The organism is Sphingomonas pseudosanguinis (assembly GCF_052056765.1).
GTDB lineage: Bacteria > Pseudomonadota > Alphaproteobacteria > Sphingomonadales > Sphingomonadaceae > Sphingomonas > Sphingomonas pseudosanguinis.
The window spans coordinates 3,482,573-3,504,893 of record NZ_CP189888.1; the positions used below are offsets into that span (position 1 = coordinate 3,482,573).

At 67.4% G+C, this 22,321-nt stretch carries 21 protein-coding genes; 12 read left to right on the plus strand and 9 right to left on the minus strand.

Annotated features, from left to right (window positions below; genetic code table 11):
* Nucleotides 1-16: 16 nt before the first annotated feature.
* The 5 genes from ACQHGV_RS16000 to coxB all read right to left on the minus strand — a co-directional run bounded on the left by ACQHGV_RS16000 (nucleotide 17) and on the right by coxB (nucleotide 7,527).
* Nucleotides 17-1,081, minus strand: a complete 1,065-nt coding sequence (locus ACQHGV_RS16000; protein ID WP_440978920.1) for an NAD(P)-dependent alcohol dehydrogenase — start codon at nucleotides 1,079-1,081, stop codon at nucleotides 17-19.
* A 245-nt stretch (nucleotides 1,082-1,326) separates the two neighbouring features.
* Nucleotides 1,327-2,730 carry a DUF1501 domain-containing protein gene (locus tag ACQHGV_RS16005; protein WP_440978921.1) on the minus strand — a complete coding sequence of 468 codons (1,404 nt, stop codon included), beginning with the start codon at nucleotides 2,728-2,730 and terminating at the stop codon, nucleotides 1,327-1,329.
* Complete coding sequence (locus ACQHGV_RS16010) at nucleotides 2,730-4,454, minus strand: DUF1800 domain-containing protein (RefSeq protein WP_440978922.1); 1,725 nt, start codon at nucleotides 4,452-4,454, stop codon at nucleotides 2,730-2,732. Before ACQHGV_RS16010 ends, ACQHGV_RS16005 begins: the two co-directional genes overlap by 1 nt.
* Before the next feature lie 205 nt (nucleotides 4,455-4,659).
* On the minus strand, nucleotides 4,660-6,333 hold the full coding sequence (gene ctaD / locus ACQHGV_RS16015) for a cytochrome c oxidase subunit I (RefSeq protein ID WP_183951537.1): 1,674 nt from the start codon (nucleotides 6,331-6,333) through the stop codon (nucleotides 4,660-4,662).
* Nucleotides 6,334-6,336: 3 nt separating this feature from the next.
* On the minus strand, nucleotides 6,337-7,527 hold the full coding sequence (gene coxB / locus ACQHGV_RS16020; protein ID WP_440978923.1) for a cytochrome c oxidase subunit II: 1,191 nt from the start codon (nucleotides 7,525-7,527) through the stop codon (nucleotides 6,337-6,339).
* Nucleotides 7,528-7,767: 240 nt separating this feature from the next.
* On the opposite strand from coxB, the gene pyrE reads away from it, so the two are divergent.
* The 5 genes from pyrE to ACQHGV_RS16045 all read left to right on the plus strand — a co-directional run bounded on the left by pyrE (nucleotide 7,768) and on the right by ACQHGV_RS16045 (nucleotide 11,662).
* Nucleotides 7,768-8,352: an orotate phosphoribosyltransferase gene (gene pyrE, locus ACQHGV_RS16025; RefSeq protein WP_440978924.1), complete on the plus strand. Its 585-nt coding sequence runs from the start codon at nucleotides 7,768-7,770 to the stop codon at nucleotides 8,350-8,352.
* Complete coding sequence (locus ACQHGV_RS16030) at nucleotides 8,349-9,077, plus strand: pyridoxine 5'-phosphate synthase (protein WP_440978925.1); 729 nt, start codon at nucleotides 8,349-8,351, stop codon at nucleotides 9,075-9,077. The genes pyrE and ACQHGV_RS16030 overlap by 4 nt, the downstream gene beginning before the upstream one ends.
* Before the next feature lie 133 nt (nucleotides 9,078-9,210).
* Nucleotides 9,211-9,621, plus strand: a complete 411-nt coding sequence (acpS, locus tag ACQHGV_RS16035; RefSeq protein ID WP_440978926.1) for a holo-ACP synthase — start codon at nucleotides 9,211-9,213, stop codon at nucleotides 9,619-9,621.
* The gene (lepB, locus tag ACQHGV_RS16040; protein WP_440978927.1) at nucleotides 9,618-10,586 is read left to right on the plus strand and encodes a signal peptidase I; all 969 of its coding nucleotides are present in this window, start codon (nucleotides 9,618-9,620) and stop codon (nucleotides 10,584-10,586) included. The genes acpS and lepB overlap by 4 nt, the downstream gene beginning before the upstream one ends.
* 5 nt (nucleotides 10,587-10,591) lie before the next feature.
* Complete coding sequence (locus ACQHGV_RS16045) at nucleotides 10,592-11,662, plus strand: AI-2E family transporter (protein WP_440978928.1); 1,071 nt, start codon at nucleotides 10,592-10,594, stop codon at nucleotides 11,660-11,662.
* Here the strand turns inward: ACQHGV_RS16045 and ACQHGV_RS16050 are convergent.
* Entirely contained in the window at nucleotides 11,606-12,736 is a 1,131-nt protein-coding gene (locus ACQHGV_RS16050; protein WP_440978929.1) for a glycosyltransferase, read from the minus strand. The two genes, ACQHGV_RS16045 and ACQHGV_RS16050, sit on opposite strands and share 57 nt — an antisense overlap.
* 230 nt (nucleotides 12,737-12,966) lie before the next feature.
* On the opposite strand from ACQHGV_RS16050, the gene ACQHGV_RS16055 reads away from it, so the two are divergent.
* The 5 genes from ACQHGV_RS16055 (at nucleotide 12,967) to ACQHGV_RS16075 (ending at nucleotide 16,659) form a co-directional block, all read left to right on the plus strand.
* Complete coding sequence (locus ACQHGV_RS16055) at nucleotides 12,967-13,902, plus strand: hypothetical protein (protein ID WP_183951530.1); 936 nt, start codon at nucleotides 12,967-12,969, stop codon at nucleotides 13,900-13,902.
* 20 nt (nucleotides 13,903-13,922) lie between these two features.
* The gene (locus ACQHGV_RS16060) at nucleotides 13,923-14,450 is read left to right on the plus strand and encodes a DUF2141 domain-containing protein (protein ID WP_183951641.1); all 528 of its coding nucleotides are present in this window, start codon (nucleotides 13,923-13,925) and stop codon (nucleotides 14,448-14,450) included.
* A 10-nt stretch (nucleotides 14,451-14,460) separates the two neighbouring features.
* Nucleotides 14,461-15,645, plus strand: a complete 1,185-nt coding sequence (locus ACQHGV_RS16065; RefSeq protein WP_440978930.1) for a glycosyltransferase — start codon at nucleotides 14,461-14,463, stop codon at nucleotides 15,643-15,645.
* 88 nt (nucleotides 15,646-15,733) lie between these two features.
* Complete coding sequence (locus ACQHGV_RS16070) at nucleotides 15,734-16,207, plus strand: hypothetical protein (RefSeq protein WP_440978931.1); 474 nt, start codon at nucleotides 15,734-15,736, stop codon at nucleotides 16,205-16,207.
* Nucleotides 16,204-16,659 (plus strand): hypothetical protein, encoded by a 456-nt coding sequence (locus ACQHGV_RS16075; RefSeq protein WP_440978932.1) that lies wholly within the window; start codon nucleotides 16,204-16,206, stop codon nucleotides 16,657-16,659. The genes ACQHGV_RS16070 and ACQHGV_RS16075 overlap by 4 nt, the downstream gene beginning before the upstream one ends.
* On the opposite strand, the gene ACQHGV_RS16080 is transcribed toward ACQHGV_RS16075, so the two are convergent.
* From ACQHGV_RS16080 to ubiG, 3 genes are all read right to left on the minus strand, one after another.
* Nucleotides 16,660-17,397, minus strand: coding sequence for a DUF2334 domain-containing protein (locus ACQHGV_RS16080; protein ID WP_440978933.1), 738 nt, complete (start codon nucleotides 17,395-17,397; stop codon nucleotides 16,660-16,662).
* Between the two features lie 72 nt (nucleotides 17,398-17,469).
* On the minus strand, nucleotides 17,470-18,888 hold the full coding sequence (locus ACQHGV_RS16085; protein WP_440978934.1) for a DUF2029 domain-containing protein: 1,419 nt from the start codon (nucleotides 18,886-18,888) through the stop codon (nucleotides 17,470-17,472).
* The gene (ubiG, locus tag ACQHGV_RS16090) at nucleotides 18,885-19,625 is read right to left on the minus strand and encodes a bifunctional 2-polyprenyl-6-hydroxyphenol methylase/3-demethylubiquinol 3-O-methyltransferase UbiG (protein ID WP_440978935.1); all 741 of its coding nucleotides are present in this window, start codon (nucleotides 19,623-19,625) and stop codon (nucleotides 18,885-18,887) included. The genes ACQHGV_RS16085 and ubiG overlap by 4 nt, the downstream gene beginning before the upstream one ends.
* Nucleotides 19,626-19,679: 54 nt before the next feature.
* Here ubiG and ACQHGV_RS16095 point away from each other — a divergent pair, with 54 nt between their 5' ends.
* The gene (locus ACQHGV_RS16095) at nucleotides 19,680-20,930 is read left to right on the plus strand and encodes an aspartate kinase (RefSeq protein WP_440978936.1); all 1,251 of its coding nucleotides are present in this window, start codon (nucleotides 19,680-19,682) and stop codon (nucleotides 20,928-20,930) included.
* Between the two features lie 295 nt (nucleotides 20,931-21,225).
* Entirely contained in the window at nucleotides 21,226-22,263 is a 1,038-nt protein-coding gene (locus tag ACQHGV_RS16100; RefSeq protein ID WP_440978937.1) for an NAD(P)H-dependent flavin oxidoreductase, read from the plus strand.
* The last annotated feature ends 58 nt before the right edge of the window (nucleotides 22,264-22,321 follow it).

Consider the following 22,321-nt stretch of genomic DNA (forward strand, 5'->3'; position numbering starts at 1 on the left):
GTGGGACTCAGCGGCGTCAGTCCTGCTTCAACGTCGCCATGTCGATCACGAAGCGATACTTCACATCGCTCTTCTGCATCCGGTCATAGGCGGTATTGACCTCGTCCATCGCGATCATCTCGATGTCCGCCGTCAGGCCGTGGCTGTGGCAGAAGTCGAGCATCTCCTGCGTTTCGGCGATGCCGCCGATCAGAGAGCCGGCCAGCGAACGGCGGCGGAAGACGAGGTTGGCGACCGAGGGCGAGGGGTGCGGCGAGTCGGGGACGCCGACCAGCGTCATCGTCCCGTCGCGCTTGAGCATACCCAGGAACGCGTCGAGATTGTGCGGGGCGGCGACCGTGTTCAGGATGAAGTCGAAGCTGTTGGCGTGTTCGGCCATCTGCGCTTCGTCCTTCGACACGATCAGGCCCTTGGCGCCCAGCCGCTTGGCATCCTCGGCCTTGCCCGGCGATGTCGAGAAGACATAGACCTCGGCGCCCATCGCGGCGGCGATCTTCACGCCCATATGGCCCAAGCCACCCAGACCCACGATGCCGACCTTCTGGCCGGGCCCGACCTTCCAATGGCGAAGCGGCGAATAGGTGGTGATCCCGGCGCAGAGCAGCGGCGCGACGGCGGCCAGATCGGCTTCGTCATGGTTGATCTTCAGGACGAAGCCTTCCTTGACGACGATATGGTCCGAATAGCCGCCAAAGGTGTGGCCGCCCATGACGGGGTCGGGGCCGTTATAGGTGCCGACGAAGCCGGTCGTCTCGCAATATTGCTCTTCGCCGTCATGGCAGGACGGGCAGTGGCCGCAGCTGTCGACCATGCAGCCGACGCCGACCAGATCGCCGACCTTGTACTTGGTGACGTCGCCACCGACCGCGGTCACGCGGCCGACGATCTCGTGGCCCGGGACGCAAGGGTAGAGCGTGCCCTCCCACTCGCTGCGCGCGGTATGCAGGTCAGAATGGCAGACGCCGCAATACAGGATGTCGATCGCGACATCGTCACCTTGCGGGTCGCGACGCTCGAACGAGAAGGGCGCGAGCGGGGTCTCGGCCGACTGGGCGGCATAACCCTTGGCGGGAGTGGGCATGGAAGCTCCTGTAGGAAAACGGTGACGCGACCCAACGATCGCGGCGCCCATATGGGTTCCCCGGCTTTCCATGCCAGCCATCGGCAGACCAAAGTTTTTCCGATCGGCGATGATCGGTAAATTGACCGGTCTTGCAATGTTGTATCGTTACTTGGTCAATAGTGGCGGGCGAGTGCGAAGCCGCAGCGGATATTGATTTCACCCCCCACTCGGCTTCGCCCGCCCACCCGATGGGGTCGGGACCATTATCCCATGAACCCCTGATTCCAGGTCGAGGCATCGTAATTGCCGATATTGGGCAGCACGGTCCGCAGGCCCCCCGAATCGATCCCGAACCAGCTGGCCAGCGTCGCGGCATATTGGTCGACCGACATGCTGGGCAGCAGGCGGCCGCTGCCGACATCATCGCTGGTGTTGACGCCGACGATCGGCGCCTTGCCATAAAAGCGCTGCCCGCGCACCGCGCCGCCGACGACGAAGTGCATGCCGCCCCAGCCATGATCGGCGCCGCCGTCATTGGACTGGAGCGTGCGGCCAAAGTCGGAAGCGGTGAAGCTGGTCACTTGGTTGGCGACGCCCATCGCGGCGGTGGTGTCGTAAAAGGCCTTCATCGCCGCCGACACCTTGGCCAAGAGGACGGGGTGCTGCGCGACCAGATTGTCGTGCAGGTCGAACCCGCCCATCGACACGAAGAAGACCTGACGCTTCAGCCCCAGGGTCTGGCTGACCGAGATCATCCGCGCGACCATCTTCAGCTGGTCGGCGAGGTTGTTGTTCGACGGGAAAAGAGGGAAATTGCCGCTGGGCGCGCCGGCCAGCGCGCTGCTGAGCTGTGCCTGGACGTCGAAGGCGCGCTTGGTGATGCGGGCATGTTCGGTCGCCATCGCATAGCTCGACTCGGCGGTCATGACTCCGCGCAGCGCATCGAGCGCCGAGGAGGAGCCGTAAAGCGTCTTGCTGTTGTTGAGCAGCGCGACCGGGCCGCCGGTGCCCACCGCATATTGGATCGCGGTCCGCCCGCTCAGATAGATGGCGTTGCCGCTAGTGTTGATGCAGGTCAGCGCGGCGGTGCCGTTGCCGTTCTGGAACACGTCGCCGATCCGCCCGCCCCAGCCGCTGGTCGCGCCTTCGGGGTTGGACGCCTGGAAAAAGCTCTGCTGGTCGTTATGGCTGAACAGCTTGGGCGGCAGCTTGACGGTGCGATTGGTGAACTGGGTCTTGGTGGTCGGCTCGACCAGGGTGCCGACGTTCAGCGCCACCGCCATCTTGCCCGCATCGAACAGCTGGCGCAGCTCGGGCATGGCGGGCGACAGCGCATAGGCGCGGCCGCCGGGCAGCGCGACCGCCGGGTTCAGGACGCTGCCGGCCAGCGCGTCGCGCTGATAGGCGATATTGGGGCGGGCGGTGCGATAGGCGGCGAAGCTGGTCTCGTCATAGGGGACCAGCGTGTTGGCGTAATCATTGCCGCCATAGAGGAACACGCACACCAGCGCCTTGTAATCGGACGCGGTGGCGGCGGCCGCCTCGCCGATCGCGGCCAGGCTGGAGACGAAGGGGGTGGCGGTGCCGGCCAGGCCGAGCAGCGCGCTGCGCTTGAGGAAGGCGCGCCGGGACTGGTCATGGGGGGATTGATCGTGGATCATGCTCATCACCGCAGGTTCAGATAGTCGGGGGAGGCCATGGTCAGCAGGATGGCGATGCCGACCCGGTTGATCGGGCCGCCGGTCGCGGTCGCCGACACGCTGTCGACCGCATTGCGGATCGCCGCTTGCGTCGCGCTCGACAATTGTCCGGCGGCGAGCACCAGGTTGATCTCGTCCACCAGCGCCTTGGAGTCGGCGGCGAGCGTCAGGATGTTGGTGTAGTCCGCCTTCACATCGCCGATGCCGTTGGCGATCACGCCGTACATGAAGTTCACATAGCCGATCACCGTCTGTTCGTTGGTGATCTGGAACTCGGGCGCGACCAGCCCGCTGCTCGCCAGGCTGGTGCCGGTCGGCGTGTAGCCGGGGCGGTAGAAGTTGAAGACCGACGGGCTGCGGCCCTTGGTCTGGCTGAGCCGCGTGGCGGCGTTGGTGTCGCCGATCGCCCAGGCGTTGGAGGGCGAGGTGGCGCCGAAGGCCCGCGCCCAGTTGGTGAAGCGGATCACCGGTTCGCGCAGCTTGCCCACCGCGCCGCTGGCCGGGAGGGTGCGCGCCTCGCTGTCGAGCAGGATGGCGCGGATCACCGCCTTCATGTCGCCGCGCACGCCCTGGCCATTATCGGCGAATTTGGACGCGACGCGGTTGATATAGGCGGGGGAGGGGTTGCTGGTGACCAGCCGCTGGATCAGCTGCTTCGAGACGAAGGGCGGCACATTGGGATGCGCGAAGATGGTGTCGAGCGCACTGTTGATCGCCGCCATGCCGCCGCCGCTGACGGTGGCGCCCAGGAAGCTCGATGCGCCGGTCTCGTTCATGCCGGCATGGATCACCAGCGGCTGGCGATAGCGCGGCGGCAGATCCTCGGCATTGGGCTGGATCAGGCCGGTGAAGACCCGCGCCAACCCTGAGACATCGGCTTGGCCATAGGTCTCGATCGGCTGGCCGCCGTTCATCTTCAGCGAGCCGTCCATGTTCAGCTGGTACAGCCCGATGGTGAACAGCTGCATCAGCTCACGCGCGTAATTCTCGTCGGGCTGGGTGCCGGTGATCGGGTTCGCCTTGCGATTCTCGAAATAGGTCAGATAGCTGGCCATGGCGAAGCTGGTCGTCACCGCGCCCATCAGATCGCGGTAATTGCCGAACGCGTTGTCGAGCAGGATGTCGACAAAGGAACCGGTCGAGATGGCGCGCCACGAGCGGGTGACGCCGTCGATGCTGACGACGAAGATGTCGAACAATGCCATGCCGACGCGCTGGCGCAACTGATCCGGCTCGACGATCATCTGCCGCCACAGCGTGGCGTCGTAGCCATTCACCATGAAGCGGTCGCTCTCTTTGACATAGTCGTTGGCGACCAGCCAGTCATAGTGGCTGGTGGCGCGCGCCATGCCGAACTGGTCGGTCAGCCAGCCGTCATAGCCGCGCGAGACGACCGCATCGATCAGCCCCCGCGTCGCGCCCATCGTCGCCTGCGCCAGGAAGCGGCTGGCCTCGATCACGGTCGGTGGCGGGGTGACGACCACGACGGGGGTCGAGGGGGTGCTGCTGCCCGCAGGAGTCGCGGTCGACGTCCCGCCGCCGCCTCCACCGCCACAGGCCGCGAGTGCCAGCAGTGGCAAGGCCGCGCCGCCCGTGGCCAGACTCTGGCCCGCCTTCTCGATCCTCTGTCCGTCGGTATCGCCGGGCGCCGTCAAGAGCGGCTCCGCGATGTGATCGTCCCACCCCGTCATCGCATGTCCGTTTCGCTGCGGCCGCAATCTGTGCGGGCCGCCGCCAAAATGCGGGCTGTTTGGCTAACGAAGGATGAAATGGTTCCTCGGCTCGTCGCAACGAAGCATCATTTGGGCCGATGCGGCCATATCGTTATGATAGCGTAACAAAAAAGGCTTCGGGGACGATGCCCCGAAGCCCTTATCTGATCGTGCCGCGAAAGGATCAGTGGATGCGCGGCAGCGTCTCGAACTGGTGATAGGGCGGCGGGCTGGACAGCGTCCATTCCAGCGTCGTCGCACCATCGCCCCAGGGATTGTCACCCGCCGGCTTGCCCGCGACCAGCGACCAGACCAGGTTGACGAAGAAGATCACCATGCCGGCCGCCATGATCTCATAGCCATGGGTGGCGACCGCGTTCCAGGTCGCATAGGCATCCGGATAGTCGGGATACCGACGCGGCATGCCCTGCAGGCCCAGGAAGTGCATCGGGAAGAACAGCAGGTTCACACCGACGAAGAACACCCAGAAGTGCAGCTGGCCGAGAAACTCGCTGTACATCTTGCCCGACATCTTCGGGAACCAGTAATAGAAGCCGGCGAACAGCGCGAACACCGCACCCAGCGACAGCACATAGTGGAAGTGGGCCACGACATAATAGGTGTCGTGCATATAGTCGTCGATGCCGCCGTTCGCGAGCACCACGCCGGTCACGCCGCCGACGGTGAACATGAAGATGAAGCCGATCGCCCAGACCATCGGCGTCTTGAAGCTCATCGAGCCGCCCCACATGGTCGCGATCCACGAGAAGATCTTGATGCCGGTCGGCACCGCGATGATCATCGTCGCGGCGGTGAAGTACATCTTGGTGTTCACGGAGAGGCCGGTGGCGAACATGTGGTGCGCCCAGACGACGAAGCCGACCACGCCGATCGCGACCATGGCATAGGCCATGCCGAGATAGCCGAAGACGGGCTTGCGGCTGAAGGTCGCGATGATCTGGCTGACGATGCCGAAGCCCGGCAGGATCATGATGTACACTTCGGGGTGGCCGAAGAACCAGAAGAGATGCTGGTACAAGATCGGGTCGCCGCCACCGGCGGGGTCGAAGAAGGTCGTGCCGAAATTGCGATCGGTCAGCAACATGGTGATCGCGGCGGCCAGCACCGGCAGCGAGAGCAGCAGCAGGAAGGCGGTGACCAGCACCGACCAGACGAACAGCGGCATCTTGTGCAGGGTCATGCCCGGCGCGCGCATGTTGAAGATGGTGGTGATGAAGTTGATCGCGCCCAGGATCGACGACGCACCCGCCAAGTGCAGCGACAGGATCGCCATGTCGACGCTCGGCCCCGGCTCGCCGAAGGTCGATAGCGGGGCATAGGCGGTCCAGCCCACGCCCGCGCCCGAGCCGAAGAAGGGCGAGGCGAGCAGCAGGGTGAAGGCCGGGATCAGCAGCCAGAAGGACACGTTGTTCATGCGCGGGAACGCCATGTCGGGCGCACCGATCATGATCGGCACGAACCAGTTGCCGAACCCGCCGATCATCGCGGGCATCACCATGAAGAACACCATGATCAGGCCGTGCGCGGTGATCAGCACGTTCCACAGGTGCAGCGACTGGTCGAGGCTCTGCGCCCCGCCGTGGAGCATGCCGGCCCAGACGCCCAGATACTGGATGCCCGGTTCGCGCAGTTCGGCGCGCATCAGGCCGGAGATCGCGCCGCCGATGATGCCCGCGACGATCGCGAAGATCAGATAGAGGGTGCCGATGTCCTTGTGGTTGGTCGACAGGAACCAGCGCGCGAAGAAGCCGGGCTTGTGATCGGCGTCATGATGCGCGTGGTGGTGATCCTCATGACCGACGAAAGCCGATCCGGGGTGAAGTGCGGTGTCGGTCATGGCTTATTGTCCAGCGTTGCCGGGGCCGGCCGGATTGCCGGTGGCGCCCTGCGCGGAAGTGGGGGACTGGGCGGGGGTGGCCATATTGTCGGCCGGCCCCGTCACCGCCTCGGCGGCATTGGCCTGCGCGGCCTCGACGGCCGAACCCTCGGCACCCGGCTGCGGGATCACCGAGGAGGAGGGCGCCTTCGTGCCCGGCATCTGGCCGCCCTTGGCCGCGACCCAGGCGGCGAACTGCTCACGCGGCACCGCCTGCACCGCGATGGGCATGAAGGCGTGGCGCGCGCCGCACAGTTCGGAGCATTGCCCGAAATACAGGCCCGGCTTCTCGATGGTGAAGCTCGTCTCGTTCAACCGGCCGGGCACCGCGTCCAGCTTCATCCAGAAGGCCGGGATCGCCCAGCTGTGGATGACGTCGTTCGACGTGGTGATCAGGCGGATCGGCACGCCGACGGGCAGGACGATGCGATTGTCCACCGCCAGCAGGCGCGGACCGTCGGCATCGGTGCGTGCACGCTCACCGGGGGCCACCTGATCCTTTTCCTTCAGCATGTTGGCGGTGATCTCGATCCCGCCATGATCCGGGTACTGATAGGTCCAGTACCATTGGTTGCCGATCGCCTTCAACGTGACGGCGCCGGCGGGCGCGGGCTTGAACTGCGCCTGGAGCAGGCCGATCGACGGGATGGCGATCAGGACCAGGACGACGACCGGGCCGAGCGTCCACAGCACCTCGACCAGCGTGTTGTGGCTGGTCTTCGACGCGACCGGGTTGGCGGCGCGGCGATAGCGGAACACGACCCAGGCGAGCAGTAGCAGGACGAGCACGCAGATCGCGGTGATGACCGGCAACAGGACGCCATTGTGCATCCAGTGCGCGAACTCGCCGTTCTTCGTCACCTGCGGCTGAAGCCCGATGCGGCCGTCGATCGGCAGCCCGACATTGGGATCGATAGTGGTCGCGGGCGCGCCGTCCTGCGCCAGCAGCGGGCTGGTGGGCGCGGCGGTCGCCGGTGCGGCGGCGCTGGTCGGTGCGGTGTTGGCGACGCCGGCCCCTTCGGCGGCGGCCTGCGGCGCGGGCGCGGGCGCGGCGGTCGGGGCAGGGGGCGCGGCCGGAGTCGCGAAGGCGGCACCCGACAGCGCGGCGCATCCCAGCCCGGCGGCGACCGCGATCGCCTTCATGCGTTTGGGCATCCTCATCCTCCGGGGTCCGGACATGCGCTTGACCTCGCTCATCCCGCTCTCGTCTCCCATCTCCCTCGCCTGTCCGTCGGTCGTCCGATGGTCCTCATGCGGGGCGTCATGTCGTTTTTGTTAGGTGGACTATAGCACGGGACCGCGCCCCCTCAACCCTTGAGCGTCACATGCCAGATTGCGCGAACAGGGGCGCGATCCTATGAGGCCGGGTCATCTGACCGATGCCGGAGTTGCCCCATGACCGATGAAGACGTCCTCGCCGAGTTCCGCGCCGCCGAGGCGCTGCTCGAAGGGCATTTCATCCTGTCGTCCGGCCTGCGCAGCCCGCGCTATCTGCAATGCGCGCGCGTCCTGATGGAGCCGGCGCGCGCCGCCCGACTGTGCGAGGCGGTGGCCGCCAAGATCCCGGCGGACATCAAGGCTCAGATCAGCGCGGTCGTCGCCCCCGCCATGGGCGGCGTCATCGTCGGCCATGAAATGGCGCGCGCGCTGGGCGTGCCGGGCATGTTCCTGGAGCGGCCCGAGGGAACCTTCCACCTGCGCCGCGGCTTCCGCCTGGAGCCGGGGCAGAAGGTGCTGATGATGGAAGACGTGGTCACCACCGGCCTGTCCAGCCGCGAGGCGATCGCCGCCATCGCACGCGAAGGGGGCGAGACGATCGCGGCGGCCTCGCTGGTCGATCGTTCGAACGGGACGGCTGATCTGGGCGTGCCCTTCTTCCCGCTGATCCGCCTCGACGTGCCGAGCTACAGCCCCGACGCCCTGCCCGCCGAACTGGCCGCGATCCCTGCGATCAAGCCGGGGAGCCGCGCGGCGGCATGACCGAGCATTTGCGCCTGGGCGTCAATATCGACCATGTCGCGACGGTGCGGAACGCGCGCGGCGCGGGCTATCCCGATCCGGTCAAGGCGGCGCTGATCGCGGCGGACGCGGGCGCGGACGGGATCACCGCGCATCTGCGCGAGGATCGGCGGCACATCACCGACGACGACATCGCGCGCCTGTCGGCGGAACTGACGGTGCCGCTCAACCTCGAGATGGCGGCGACGGAGGAGATGCTCGCCATCGCGCTGAAGCATCGTCCGCACGCCGCCTGCATCGTGCCCGAAAAGCGCGAGGAGCGGACGACCGAGGGCGGCCTCGACGCCGCCGGGCAGCGCGAATGGCTCAGCCCCATGGTGGCCAAGCTGGGCGAGGCGGGCATCCGCGTCTCGCTGTTCATCGAACCCGATCCGCGCCAGATCGAAGCGGCGCTGCACCTGGGCGTGCCGGTCGTCGAGCTGCACACCGGCGGTTATGCCGAGCTGGACGGCGAGGCGCGTAGCGTGGAGCTGCGCCGCTTGTCGGACGCAGCGGCGCTGGCGGCGAAGAACGGGATCGAGGTGCATGCCGGCCACGGCCTGACCTATGACAATGTCGCGCCCATTGCCGCGATCCCACAGGTGCGCGAGCTGAACATCGGGCACTTCCTGATCGCGGACGCGGTGTTCGTCGGCCTTCCGCAAGTGGTGCGCAAGATGCGCGCCGCGATGGACCTCGCGCGGTGAATCCTCCCCGGCACGGGGAGGGGGACCAGCCGCAGGCTGGTGGAGGGGGCGCGCGCCATAGGATTCGCGTGGTGGAGAACCCCCTCCACCATCGCTGCGCGACGGTCCCCCTCCCCGTGCCGGGGAGGATTTTATGATCATCGGTCTCGGCTCCGATCTCTGCAATATCGAGCGTATCCAGGCCGCGCTGGACCGGCATGGCGGCCGGTTCGAGGCGCGCTGTTTCACCGACATCGAACAGGCCAAGGCCGCCAGGCGCCCCTTCACCCGCGCCGGGACCTACGCCAAGCGCTTCGCCGCCAAGGAGGCCTTTTCCAAGGCGGTCGGGACCGGCTTTTCGCACGGCGTGTTCATGCGCGACATCGGCGTGGTGAACCTCCCCGGGGGTGCGCCGACCCTGTCTTTGACCGGCGGCGCGCGCGAACGGCTTGACGCGATGACGCCGGAGGGCCACGTCGCCCATATCCACTTGACCATGACCGACGATCACCCCTGGGCGCAGGCCTTTGTCGTGATCGAGGCACGACCGGAAGTTTCCGCATGAAGGACGCGGTGTTGGACACGAACCCAGGCTCGCCGGTGAACCAGCCGGGGGGCGATCAGCCGGTGAACGCCGCGCCGCCACCCGCGAGCCAGAAGAAGGGCACCGACTGGTGGGCCGAGGTCAAGGGGCTGTTCTGGCTGCTGCTGATCGTGCTGGGCTTCCACAGCTTTATCGCCAAGCCCTTCTACATCCCGTCCGAGTCGATGCTGCCGGGCCTGCGCGTCGGCGACCGGCTGGTCGTGTCGAAATTCGCCTATGGCTGGTCGTTCGTCTCGCCGACCATCCCCAACCCGGTCGCGATCTTCAAATCGGTCGTGCTACGCCAGCCCGAGGACAGCTGGAGCTGGCAGATGCCGTTCGTCCATGGCCGTCTGTTCGGATCGCTGCCGACGCGCGGCGATGTCGTGATCGTGACCCCGCCGGGCACGCATAACGACTATATCAAGCGGGTGATCGGCCTGCCCGGCGACCGGCTGGAGGTGCGCGACGGCACCGTGATCCTCAACGGCAAGCCGGTCCAGCGCGGCCCGGTGCATTATGTCGACATACCGGTCGACACCAACAGCCCGTGCAAGGCGTCGGATTATGGCGAGGAGGCGCGCGTCCGCAACGCCAGCGGGCAATGGGTCTGCCACCTGCCGATCGTGACCGAGACGCTGCCCAACAATCGCCGCTACGACACGGTCGAGCTGGGCTGGAGCCCGGGCGACAATTACGGGCCGATCACCATTCCGGCCAACCATGTCTTCCTGATGGGCGACAATCGCGACCGCTCGGCCGACAGCCGCTTCTCGCTGGCTGAGCTGGGGCTGGGCGGGGCGGTGCCCTATGAGAATATCGGCGGCCGTGCCGAGTTCGTGACCTTCAGCCTGGATGGCGACGCGACGCTCAACCCGCTGACCTGGTGGGGGTCGCTGCGATCGGGGCGGGCGGGAACCTCGCTGCATCCGACCACGGTGAACTGATCGCGATGACCGACCCCGTGCCGCTGACGGACCGTCCCGCTCCCCTGGAAATGAAGGATGGTTTCGCCCGGCGCGAACTGACCCGCGCGGCGATCTGGCTGGGGCTGGCCGGCGCGATGGCGATCGCGGTGCTGCTGGTCCAGCCGCTCCTCGTCATCTTCGGCGGGCTGGTCTTCGCCACGCTGCTGGACGGTGGCGTGCGGCTGCTCGGCCGGGTGTTGCCGATCGGACGCGGCTGGCGGTTGCTGATCGTCGTGCTCGCGGTGACGGCATTCCTGCTCGGTACCTTCTATCTGACCGGAGTCGAGGTCACGCAGCAGGTGACGCAGCTGCGCTCGACGCTGGAGAGCCAGGCGGGACGCGCGACCGGCTGGCTGGCGTCGCAGGGGCTGATGCCGGGGCCGTCCGACCTCAACGGGCTGCTGCGCCAGTCGCTGGGGTCGATCGGGCGGCTGACCTCGTGGGTCGGTACGGCGGTGGGGGCGGTGACCTCGCTGTTCATGATCCTGATCATTGGGCTGTTCCTGGCGATGAATCCCGATGGCTATGCGCGCGGGCTGCAATGGATGGTGCCGCGCTCAGGCCGTGCGGAGTTCGCGATTACCCAGGAACGGGTGATGACCACGCTGCGCAAGCTGCTGGCGGGGCGTCTGCTGGGCATGGCGTTTGAAGGCGTGCTGACCGGGATCGCGCTGATGATCGGCGGCGTGCCGATGGCGCTGCTGCTGGGCATCATCGCCGGCATCCTGGCCTTCATCCCCAATATCGGCGCGATCGTCACCGGCATGCTGATGGTCGCGGTCGGCTTTTCGGCGGGCACCGATGCGGGCTTCTGGGCGATCGGCACCTATCTGGTCGTGCAGACCTTCGATGGCTATGTCGTGGTGCCGATGGTCGCCAAGCGCACCGTCGACCTGCCGCCCGCGCTCACTTTGTCGACCCAGATCCTGGCGAGCGCGCTGTTCGGCATCATGGGGCTGGCGCTGGCCGACCCGATGACCGCGATGATCAAGTCCGCGCTACAGCGCCGGTCGGAGCGTCAGGCGGCGGAAGAGGGACTGGCCGAGCGCGGCTGACCGTGCCGTCTCGCGTCGCCGCGTGGCGACCACCGAATCGAACAGCGCCAGATAGCGTTCGGCCGAGTCGGCCCCCGGCTGCGATACCGGCGCGGGGCGCGGCGTCGCGGGATCGAGCCAGTGGCGCAAGGCGGCGACCAGCGCCGCGCCATCCTCGCGCGCGATGATGCTGCCCAGACCCGGATGGGTGACGATCTCCGCCACCGCCGGGCTCGAATCGGTCGCGACCACCGGCGTCCCGACCGCCAGCGCCTCGCGCAGGACGCCCGGCACGCCCTCATAGTCTGAGGAGAGCGCCAGGACATGCGCGGCGGCCATCGCCGCCGGGGCGTGCGCGCTGTGACCCGGCATCGCCACCCGGTGGCTTAGCCCCAGCGTATCGATCTGCGCGGTCAAAGCCGGGCGCAGGCTTCCTTCGCCGAGCAGGGTCAGCCCGACATTCTCGGGCAGATGCGCCATCGCGGCGATCAGCCGGTCCCAGCGCTTCTGCGGCTCCAGCCGTCCAACGCCCAGGATACGTCGCTCACCCGCCAGAGCGTGGGCCAGCGTGCCGCCGGGCAGCGCGGCCGGGGGATTGGGGATCACCGCCACCGACATGCCCGTCGCCGCCTGCGCCGCGCGCGCGGTGGCCGGCGTCATCGCGACCAGCATGTCGAGGAACAGCCCGTGCAGCGCCAGCCATTGCCGCTGGCCCCAGGCCAGCCAGGCGGAATGGTCGCCGCGATCGACGGCATTGGACATCTTGGCGACGATCGGCGGACAGCGCTCCGCCAGCCGCAGCCGGGCATAGGCCGCCATGCTGGTATAATGATTGCCCGGACAGAACAGGATGTCGGGCCGGACCGCGTCGATCAGCAGCGGCAGCGCGGCGCCGACCCCGGCATAATGATCGCGGCCCAGCGTCACCGTCTCCACCCCGCGCGGCACCGCATCGCGAAAGCTGCCGCCGTCCTGGCCCAGCAGCAGCGTCACCCGCCGCCCCCGTTCGATCCAGCCGCCCAGCATCCGGCCGAGCGCCGCCTCCACGCCGCCCGACATGGTCTGGGCATAGGTCAGGATATGATCGGCTGGCATGGATTGGGCCTTGTCCGGATGGGGGCGGGATGGGAAAAGAGGCGGTTGATCCTGGGGTTAATTGCACCTTGTCGCGCAATTATGTCAGGCGCGGCCCTATCGAGGACACAATCGCCGGACACAGCGGCGACATATTCAGGTGTGAGAAAGCTGGTTTGAGGTTTGCGAACGCCCCCGGGCATTCGCCGCCGAGGATTGCCTATAACGTGCAAGATGAACGGAATGATCCCATGACCCCTGAGCAGGCGATGCCAGCCGGGGCGGCCGGACCGGTCGCGACCGACATGGCCGCGCTGGAGCCGCTGAAGACGGTCAAGCGCCGCTGGCCCGCCATCATCGGCGGGCTGCTGACGCTGGCCATGGTCGTGGGGCTGGGGCGCGAGCTGTTCGGGCGCGGGCTGGTGGGGCTCAGCCATTCGGTGCCGACCAACCCGTTATTCTACGTCGTGTTCGTCGGGCTCTACATGGCCTTGCCGATCGGCGACTATATCATCTTCCGGCGGCTATGGGGCATTCCGGTCAGCGGGCTGGCCGCGCTGATCCGCAAGCGGATCGCCAACGAAGTCGCCTTCAGCTATTCGGGCGAGGCCTATTTCTACGCCTGGGCGCGCGCGCATGCCAAGATGGTCGCGGCCCCCTTCGGCGCGGTCAAGGATGTCGGCATTCTCTCCGCGATCGCGGGCAATGCCATCACGCTGTTGATGGTCGCGCTGGCGCTGCCGGTCGGTCGCGAGCTGTTGACCCATGAGCAGCTGCGGCTGGTATGGGGATCGATCGCCATCGTCATGGCGACCTCGCTGCCCTTCCTGATCTTTTCGCGGCGTGTCTTCTCGCTCGATCGCAAGACCTTGTGGTGGATCTTCACGGTCCACTGCGTACGCCTGATCGTCAACTCGCTGCTGATCGCGCTCGCCTGGCATTTCGGCATGCCCGATGTCTCGCTGGGCATGTGGCTGTTCCTGTCGGCGGCGCGGCTGCTCGTCTCACGTTTGCCACTGGTGCCCAACAAGGACCTTCTTTTCGCCAATTTCGCGATCCTGTTGATCGGGCAGGATCAGGCATTGAGCGAGCTGATCGCCTTCACCGCGGCGCTGACCCTGCTGGTCCATGTCGTGCTGATCGCGCTGTTCGGTCTGATGGAACTGGTGCGGAGAGTAAGAGCATGAACCGCGCGATGGCGACATGGATGACAGCGACCGGGCTGGCGGCCGCGACGATGATGGCGGTGGCGGTGCCGCAGGCGGCGACCGCGCAGGTGCTGGGCAGCGATGCCGCCGCCTGCACGGGTGGCGGCGGTCCCGCCATCCTGGCCCGGATCGAGGGGCTGAAGGATCGCAAGGGCAATCTGAAGCTGGAACTCTATCCGGCGAACGAAGAGGATTTCCTGGCCGATGACGGAGTCCTGATCCGCGCGGGCAAGACGTTCCGCCGCGTGCAGGTGCCGACCCCGGCGGGTGGTGGGACGCCGATGATGTGCATCCGCGTGCCGCATCCCGGCCGCTATGCGCTGCTGTTCACGCATGATCGCGACGGCAAGAACAAGTTCAACTTCTGGAGCGATGGCGCGGGCTTTCCGGCCAACACCAAGCTGGGCCGGCGCAAGCCGCCGCTCGCCTCGGCGTTGATCGACGTGCCGAGCGGCGTCGCCAATGTCACGATCCGCGCGCAATATCTGCGCGGGCTGGGCGGTTTCGGCCCGGTCGACCCGGACTGAGGGGAAGACGATGCGCATCGTCGACGTCAATGAATTCTACTCGCCCACCGGCGGGGGTGTCAGGACCTATATCGACCGCAAGATGGCGATCCTGGCCGAGATGGGTCACGAGCTGATCGTGCTCGCCCCCGGTACCGAGGACATGGTCGAGGAGCGTCCCGGCGGCGGCAAGATCATCTATGTGAAGGCGCCGCGCCTGATCCTGGACACCAATTACGGCATGTTCTGGGACGGCGACCCCGTGTGCCGCCTGGTCGACGAGCTGGACCCCGACATCGTCGAGGTCTCCTCGCCCGCCAAGCCCGCCTGGTTCGTCGCTGGGTGGCAGGGGCGCGCGAAGAAGGTCTTCTTCATGCACAACGACAATGTCGGCACCTATCCGGTCCGCTGGCTGGACGGCATCGTCGCGCAGGAACGGGTGGAGGACTGGTTCAGCTGGTACAGCCGCTACATGAACCGCTTCCTCGACCATTACGACCTGGTGCTGTCCAACGGCCCGGCGCTGGTGAAGCGACTCGGCAAGCGCGGCGTGCGGGTGGACGAGGGGATTCCGCTGGGGATCGAGCGGCACTTCTTCTCGCCCGAACACCGCGACGAGCGCCTGCGCGCCGCGTTGCTGGCGCAGTGTGCGCTGCCCGAGGATGCGCATCTGCTGCTAGGCCTGGGCCGGCATCACCCCGAGAAGCGCTGGCCGATGGTCATCGACGCGGTCGAGCGGGTGGCTTCGACCCGTCCGGTCGGGCTGATCCTGATCGGCGGCGGCGTCGCCAGCCGCACGCTGGAAAAGCGGATCGCGGGCAGCCCGCATATCCGCCTGTTCCGCCCGGTCTATGACCGCCCGCGTCTCGCCCGCATCATGGCGAGCTGCGACGCGCTGGTCCATGGCTGCGAGACCGAGACGTTCGGGCTGGTGGCGTCCGAGGCGCTCGCCTCGGGCCTGCCGCTGGTAGTGCCCGATTATGGCGGCTGTGCCGAGGTCGCGCAGCCGCTGTTCGCCGAGACCTTCCGCGCCCGCGACGGCGCGGCCTGTGCCGAGGCGATCGAGCGGCTGCTGTCGCGCGACCAGCGCGTCCTGCGCAATGCCGCGCGCGTCGCGGCCGCCAAGGTGTTCAGCGACCGCGACCATGCCGAGGCGCTGATCGCGCGCTACCAGCGGTTGCTCGACGGCGAACAGGGCGAACGTGCCGCCGCCTGAGCGGAATTGCACCGGAACGGACCGGGGCGGACCTTTCACGCCTCCTGCAAGTATGTCATCATGACAATATTGTCATGGGAGACGGTGGATGAGTCGTGGCTTCGCGGTCGTGATCGGCATCATGCTGGCCTGTTCGGGCGCTGCACTGGCTGCGGACCGTCCTCCCGTCGAAAGCTGGGGCAAGCCCGGCGTCAGCTTCGACCAATATCGCAACGACGCAGTCGCATGCGCGACGATCGGCTATTTCCGGGACGTGTCGCAGGACGAACCCGCCAAGCGATTTATCCGGGGTTTCGAGACGGCGGATAACGGCCTCAATCAGGCCGGCACGCCCAATCTGGATGTCTGGATCGATTCGGTGCAGCGGGTGCGCCCCGATCGCCAGAAGCGCGATCTTCATGCGATTCAGGTCGGCGATGTCGAGCGATGCCTGACCGACAAGGGCTATCGCCGCGTCACACTGACGCGTGCCGAGGAAAGGACGCTTGCCCGCTATCCGCGCGGGTCGGAGGCGCGGCATCGCTACCTCCATGCGTTGGCGGCCCGAGGAGCGGTGGAATGAAGGGGCGGACCCTATCCATCTTGCTGCTTCTGGCGACGGGAACGGCCGAGGCCGCAACCCGGACCCCCACGGAAACCTGGGGCAAGCCGGGTGTCGGCTATGAGGAGTATCGCGGCGATGCGATCGCATGCGCGAAGATCGGCTATTTTCGGGATGTCGCGCAGGACGAACCGGCGAAGCGATTCATCCGGGGCTTCGAGACGGCGGACCTCCTCCTGAATCTTCCGGGCGGTGAAGCGGGTGATGGCTGGGAGAGTTCGATCCGCCGCACCCAGCCCGATCGCCAGAAGCGCGATCTGCATGCGATTCAGGTCGGCGATGTCGAGCGATGCCTGACCGACAAGGGTTATCGCCGCGTCACCCTGACCCGTGCCGAGGAAAAGACGCTAGCCCGCTATCCGCGCGGGTCGGAGGCACGGCATCGCTACCTCCATGCGCTGGCCGCGCGCTGATCAGGCGGCGAGCAGGTCCGCGTAGCGGGACGGTCGGTGCGTGCGGGCGAGGCGCGCATAGGTCTTGTCGATGCTGTCGAGCAGCGCCGGCACGCCATTGTCGCCGGGATGCACCGCGACCCGCGCGACCGGGGTGGGGCGCAGGCCATGGCGGAGCACGGCGGCGGCGGCGAGCGAGCTGAGCTGGCGACCGCGCGAGCGGCTGGCCCAGGTGACGACGGGGCCGCGCGCGATGATCCTGCCATCGGCGGGCGTCCAGACGCGGAAATGATCTTCGGCAAGGCCAAAGCCCGCATCGCCGAGCGCCAGTCGGGCGTCATCCGAATAGAGCCAGGCGGGCGCGATGAAGCCGGTCGCGCGGCGGCCGATGATATCCTCGATCAGCGCGGTGCCGCGCTGCATCCGGCGGAGTGCCTCGGCGCGATCCAGGCCGACGAACTCGCCTTCGCCCGCCGTCATGTGCTTGGCCTTCAGTGCGGTCTTCTGGTCAGTGTGAACCATGTCGTCCTTGTGCGACCAGCCATGGACGAACATCTCGATCCCCATGTCCGCCCAGTTCCGCAGCCGCGTGGCGAAGGGCGTGCCGGGTGCGATCGGCGCGCTGTTCCAATGGTCGGGGATGACCAGCATCGCCAGACGCGGCCCGCCCAGATGCCCCGACAGCCGGTCGAACAGCGAATCGACCGCCCCCTCGAAACGGGGGGAGACGTCATGGATCGAGGCGAGGAGGCGTTTCATGGTCAACCCCTTACACCCCCGCCGCCACGCTGCCCAATGGAAGATGCCCGCCGGCGTGATCGACCCGCCGGATCAGTGCGCCACACGGATCAGCCGGAAGCGGGTGCCGGAAATCGCGACGGCTTGCCCCCCGGCCGCCGCCGCGAGCGTCGCGTCCAGCCGTGCATCCCCCGCCGACCAGGGGCCTTCACCGCCGACCAGCACCCAGTCGGCGGCAATCCGTGGCCGGGTCTGCGCGACCAGATGCAGCCGGCGCTCGGCGCCGGCATCCAGCAAAGCGCGGCTGCGGAAATAAAAGGGGCCGGTGGCGAAATCGGGATGCGGCATCCGCCCGGTCACCGCCAGCATCTGCGGCGCCAGCGTGGCGACCGGGCCGGTCACGCCGATCCGGTCCATCGTCGCGGCGACACGCTGCCCTTCGCCGAGCGCGGCGGGCAGGCTCATCGCCTCGTCGCGGCCGATCAAGGTGATCAACGTCGGCACCAGCCCGACCATAGCGAAGAAGGCGAGCGCGCCACGCCAGCGGGGGGCGGGCGGGGCGACGTGCCACAGCAGCGCCAGCGCGACGAACAGCGGCGGCAGGAGGGGCAGCCAATATTGCCGCCAGGTCGGAAAGGGCAGCACCGCGCCGATCGCCCCGCCGATCATCAACAAGACCAGCACGGCGGGCGGCCTTTTCCGCATCACCAGGACAACACCGATCAGCGCCGGCCCGAGCGTCAGGAATTTGAGCGAATCGATCAGCTTCGCCGCCCAGCTCAGCTTCCACGGGCGCGCGGCATAATATTCGGCCGGGGCTTGTGAAGGGAAATGCAGGACGCCGAACAGGAATCCCTCCGGTGCGGCGGCGTACAGCGCCGCGATCAGCACGATGACGGGCAATGTCCCGGCGACCACCCAGCCGGGCCGATGCCCGCGATGGGCCAGCGCCCACAGACCGTAAGCGACGGCCGGCAATGCATAGGAGATCTTGGCGGCGGCAGCGGCGGCCAAGACCAGGCCGGTCAGGATCGCGGTGCCCCGACTCGCATCGCCCCGCTCGCCCCTGGCCACCCCGACCAGCGCCCACGCGAGCAGGGCGGCGGGCAGCGCATCGTTGCGGGCGGTGCCGACCGCGAACAACAGGATGTCGCAGGTCGCGAACAGCCCCGCCGCCCAATGCGCCGCACGCCGATCCGCGCCCCAGAGCCGCGCGGCGTGGTAGACGCCCGCGATCGCCGCCAGCCCGAGCAAGGCATTGACCAGCCGCAGCACTGGCCAGACCCAGCGCCCGCTCGCCCAGGCGATCGGCGCGAACAGCAGCGGCTGAAGCGGCGTCTGCAGATAGGCATAGTCGCGATACGGGATCAGCCCGGCACCGCTGAGCATGGCGGCGGCGACATATTGGCTTTCGTCATGGTCGACCGGGCGGGCGATCGCCAAGGCGCAGAGCAGGACTGCGAGCAGTCCCGCCATCCACCAGGGCCGATCCGCCCGGCCGATCGCGGTCACGCCGCGGTCGCGGTGACGAAATAGTCGAGCGCGGTCGAATCGCCGACCATGAAGCCCTTGGTCGGCGAAAAGCTGAGGCCGCGCACATCGCGCACGGTCAGCCCGGCCTCCTGCAGCAGCCCGGTCAGCTCGTCGGGCGTCAGGAATTTCGACCAGTCGTGCGTGCCCTTCGGGATCGTGCCCGTCCCCTCCGCCAGCGTGATCAGCGCCAGCCTGGACAAAGGCGTGCGGTTGGGGGTCGACAGGATCATCAGCCCGCCGGGCGCCAGCGCATCGGCCAGCCCGCGCACGAATCGGGCCGGATCGGCGACATGCTCGATCACCTCCAGCGAGGTGACCAAGTCGAAGGTCTCGCCCGCCAGCCCCTCGACGCTGCCCGCGCGGTAGTGGATTTCCAGCCCCGACTGGGCGGCATGCGCGGCGGCGACCGCGACATTCTCCGGCGCGGCGTCCAGCCCCGTCACCTCGGCGCCGAGGCGCGCCAGCGGCTCGCACAACAGCCCCGCGCCGCAACCGACGTCGAGCGCGCGCCTGCCCTTCAGCGGCGTGAAACCCTGTCCGTCGGCATCCCAATGCAGGTCGATCTGCTCGCGGATGTAGCGCAGGCGGGGCGGGTTCAGCCGGTGCAGCATCGCGCTGGACCCCTTGGGGTCCCACCAGTCGGCGGCCATCTTTCCGAAATGTGCGGCTTCGGCCCCAATAATGGTAGAATCGTTCAAATGGCTTGCGTTCGTCATGGGGGCTACCTATCAGGACCGCCGTTTTACCCCAAGGAGATTGGCAAAAACCGCATGGCCCGTATCGTGATGAAGTTCGGCGGCACCTCGATGGCCGGAATCGAGCGCATCCGCAACGTGGCGGCGCGGGTCAAACGCGAGGTTGAGGCGGGCCATCAGGTCGCGGTCGTCGTCTCCGCGATGGCGGGGGAGACCGACCGGCTGGTCGGCTTCTGCCGCGAGGCCTCGTCGCTCTACGATCCCCAGGAATATGACGTCGTCGTCTCGGCGGGCGAACAGATCACCAGCGGACTGCTGGCGATCACGCTCCAGGCGATGGGCGTCCCCGCCCGCTCGTGGCTGGGCTGGCAGCTGCCGATCCATACCGACACGGCCTTTGCCAAGGCGCGGATCGGCGAGATCGACACGACTGCGCTCGACGAGAGTCTGGCGGCGGGCGTGGTCGCGGTGATCCCTGGCTTCCAGGGCGTGGCCGAGGGCAACCGGGTGACGACGCTGGGGCGCGGCGGATCGGACACCAGCGCGGTGGCGGTCGCAGCGGCGATGAAGGCGGAACGGTGCGACATCTACACTGATGTCGACGGCGTCTATACCACCGACCCGCGCATCGTGCCGCGTGCGCGCAAGCTGTCGAAGGTCACCTATGAGGAGATGCTGGAACTCGCCAGCGTCGGCGCCAAGGTGCTCCAGACCCGCTCGGTGGGTCTGGCGATGAAGGAACAGGTGCGCGTGCGGGTCTTGAGCTCGTTCGACGACGCACGGGACGAAGACGGACATCGCGGCACGTTGATCGTGGGCGAAGAGGAAATCGACGATATGGAACGCCAGCTCATCACCGGCATCGCGCATGACAAGAACGAAGCCAAGATCACCCTGACCGCCGTGCCGGATCGCCCCGGCGCGGTCGGCTCGATCTTCGCGCCGCTGGCCGATGCGGGGATCAATGTGGACATGATCGTCCAGAACATCGCGCATTCGACCGGTTCGACCGACGTGACCTTCACGGTGCCGTCGGCCGACCTGGCGCGCAGCCTGGACGTGCTGGAAAAGGGCCAGGGTGAGATCGGCTATGCCAGCCTGGTCCATGACACGCGCGTCGCCAAGATCTCGGTCGTGGGTGTGGGCATGCGCAGCCATGCGGGCGTGGCCTCGACCATGTTCCAGACGCTGGGCGCGCGCGGGATCAACATCCTTGCCATCACCACCTCGGAGATCAAGGTCAGCGTGCTGATCGAAGAGGATTATACCGAACTGGCGGTGCGTGTGCTGCACACCGCTTACGGCCTGGACGCCGAGGCCGCGTAAACGGTCCTTCCCTCCCTGGGTTCGGCTCGGGGAGGGGGCTTTCGTTCGCGCGAAGTCGCGAAGACGCGAAGCGTTTTCAACAAGATTGGTTCGCGCGGAGGCGCGGAGGCGCGGAGTTGGTGTATCCAGCCGCGCTGCCGTTCCTTTTTCCACCGTCGTTGGTGAAGTGATGGCGCTGCCGCGCGCAGGTGATCTCCGCGGCTCCGCGCCTCCGCGTGAACAAACTCTTCGCGTCATCGCGGCTTCGCATGAACCAAATCTTGCCGTCCGGCGCTACCCACGGCATGGAGCGTCGATGACCGACACCCACACCACCACCACCGGCGAACAGCGTCTCGCCACCCGCATGGCGCGCGGCGCGGCGTTCCTTGGCGCCGAGATGGCGATCATGGCGGGTGCCATGTCCTGGGTGTCGGAGCGCAACCTGGTCTCCGCCATGTCCAATGCGGGCGGCTTCGGGGTGATCGCGTGCGGGGCGATGACCCCCGATCTGCTCGATACCGAGATCGCCGCGACCAAGGCGATGACCAGCCGCCCGTTCGGCGTGAACCTGATCACCATGCACCCGCAGCTGTTCGACCTGATCGCGGTGTGCGGCCGCCATCAGGTCGGCCATGTCGTGCTTGCCGGTGGCCTGCCGCCCAAGGGCGCGCTGGAGGCGATCAAGGAGACGGGTGCCAAGGTCATCTGCTTCGCGCCCGCGCTGAGCCTTGCCAAGAAGCTGATCCGCTCGGGCGTCGATGCGCTGGTGATCGAGGGGATGGAGGCGGGCGGTCATATCGGCCCCGTGTCGACCAGCGTGCTGGCGCAGGAAATGCTGCCCGAGATCGCCGAGCAGGTCCCCGTCTTCGTCGCGGGCGGTATCGGTCGGGGCGAGGCGATCGCTGGCTATCTCGACATGGGCGCGGCGGGCGTTCAGCTCGGCACGCGCTTCGTCTGCGCAACCGAATCGATCGCGCACCCCAATTTCAAGAAGGCGTTCATCCGCGCCTCGGCCCGCGACGCGGTGGCGAGCGTGCAGATCGACCCGCGCCTGCCGGTCATCCCGGTTCGTGCGCTGAAGAATGCCGGCGGCGAACTCTTCACCGCCAAACAGCGCGAAGTCGCCCAGTCGCTCGACGAGGGCAAGGTGGCGATGGCCGAGGCGCAGCTCCAGATCGAGCATTACTGGGCGGGTGCGCTGCGCCGCGCGGTGATCGAGGGCGATGTCGAGCATGGCTCGGTGATGGCGGGCCAGTCGGTCGGCATGGTGACCAAGGAAGAGCCGATCGCCGAGATCCTCGCGCAACTGATGGCCGAAGCCGCCACCGCGCTGGTGGCACGCGCGGCGTAAACCGGATTCCGCCCCTGTAAGGGGAGGGGGACCATGCGCAGCATGGTGGAGGGGTGTC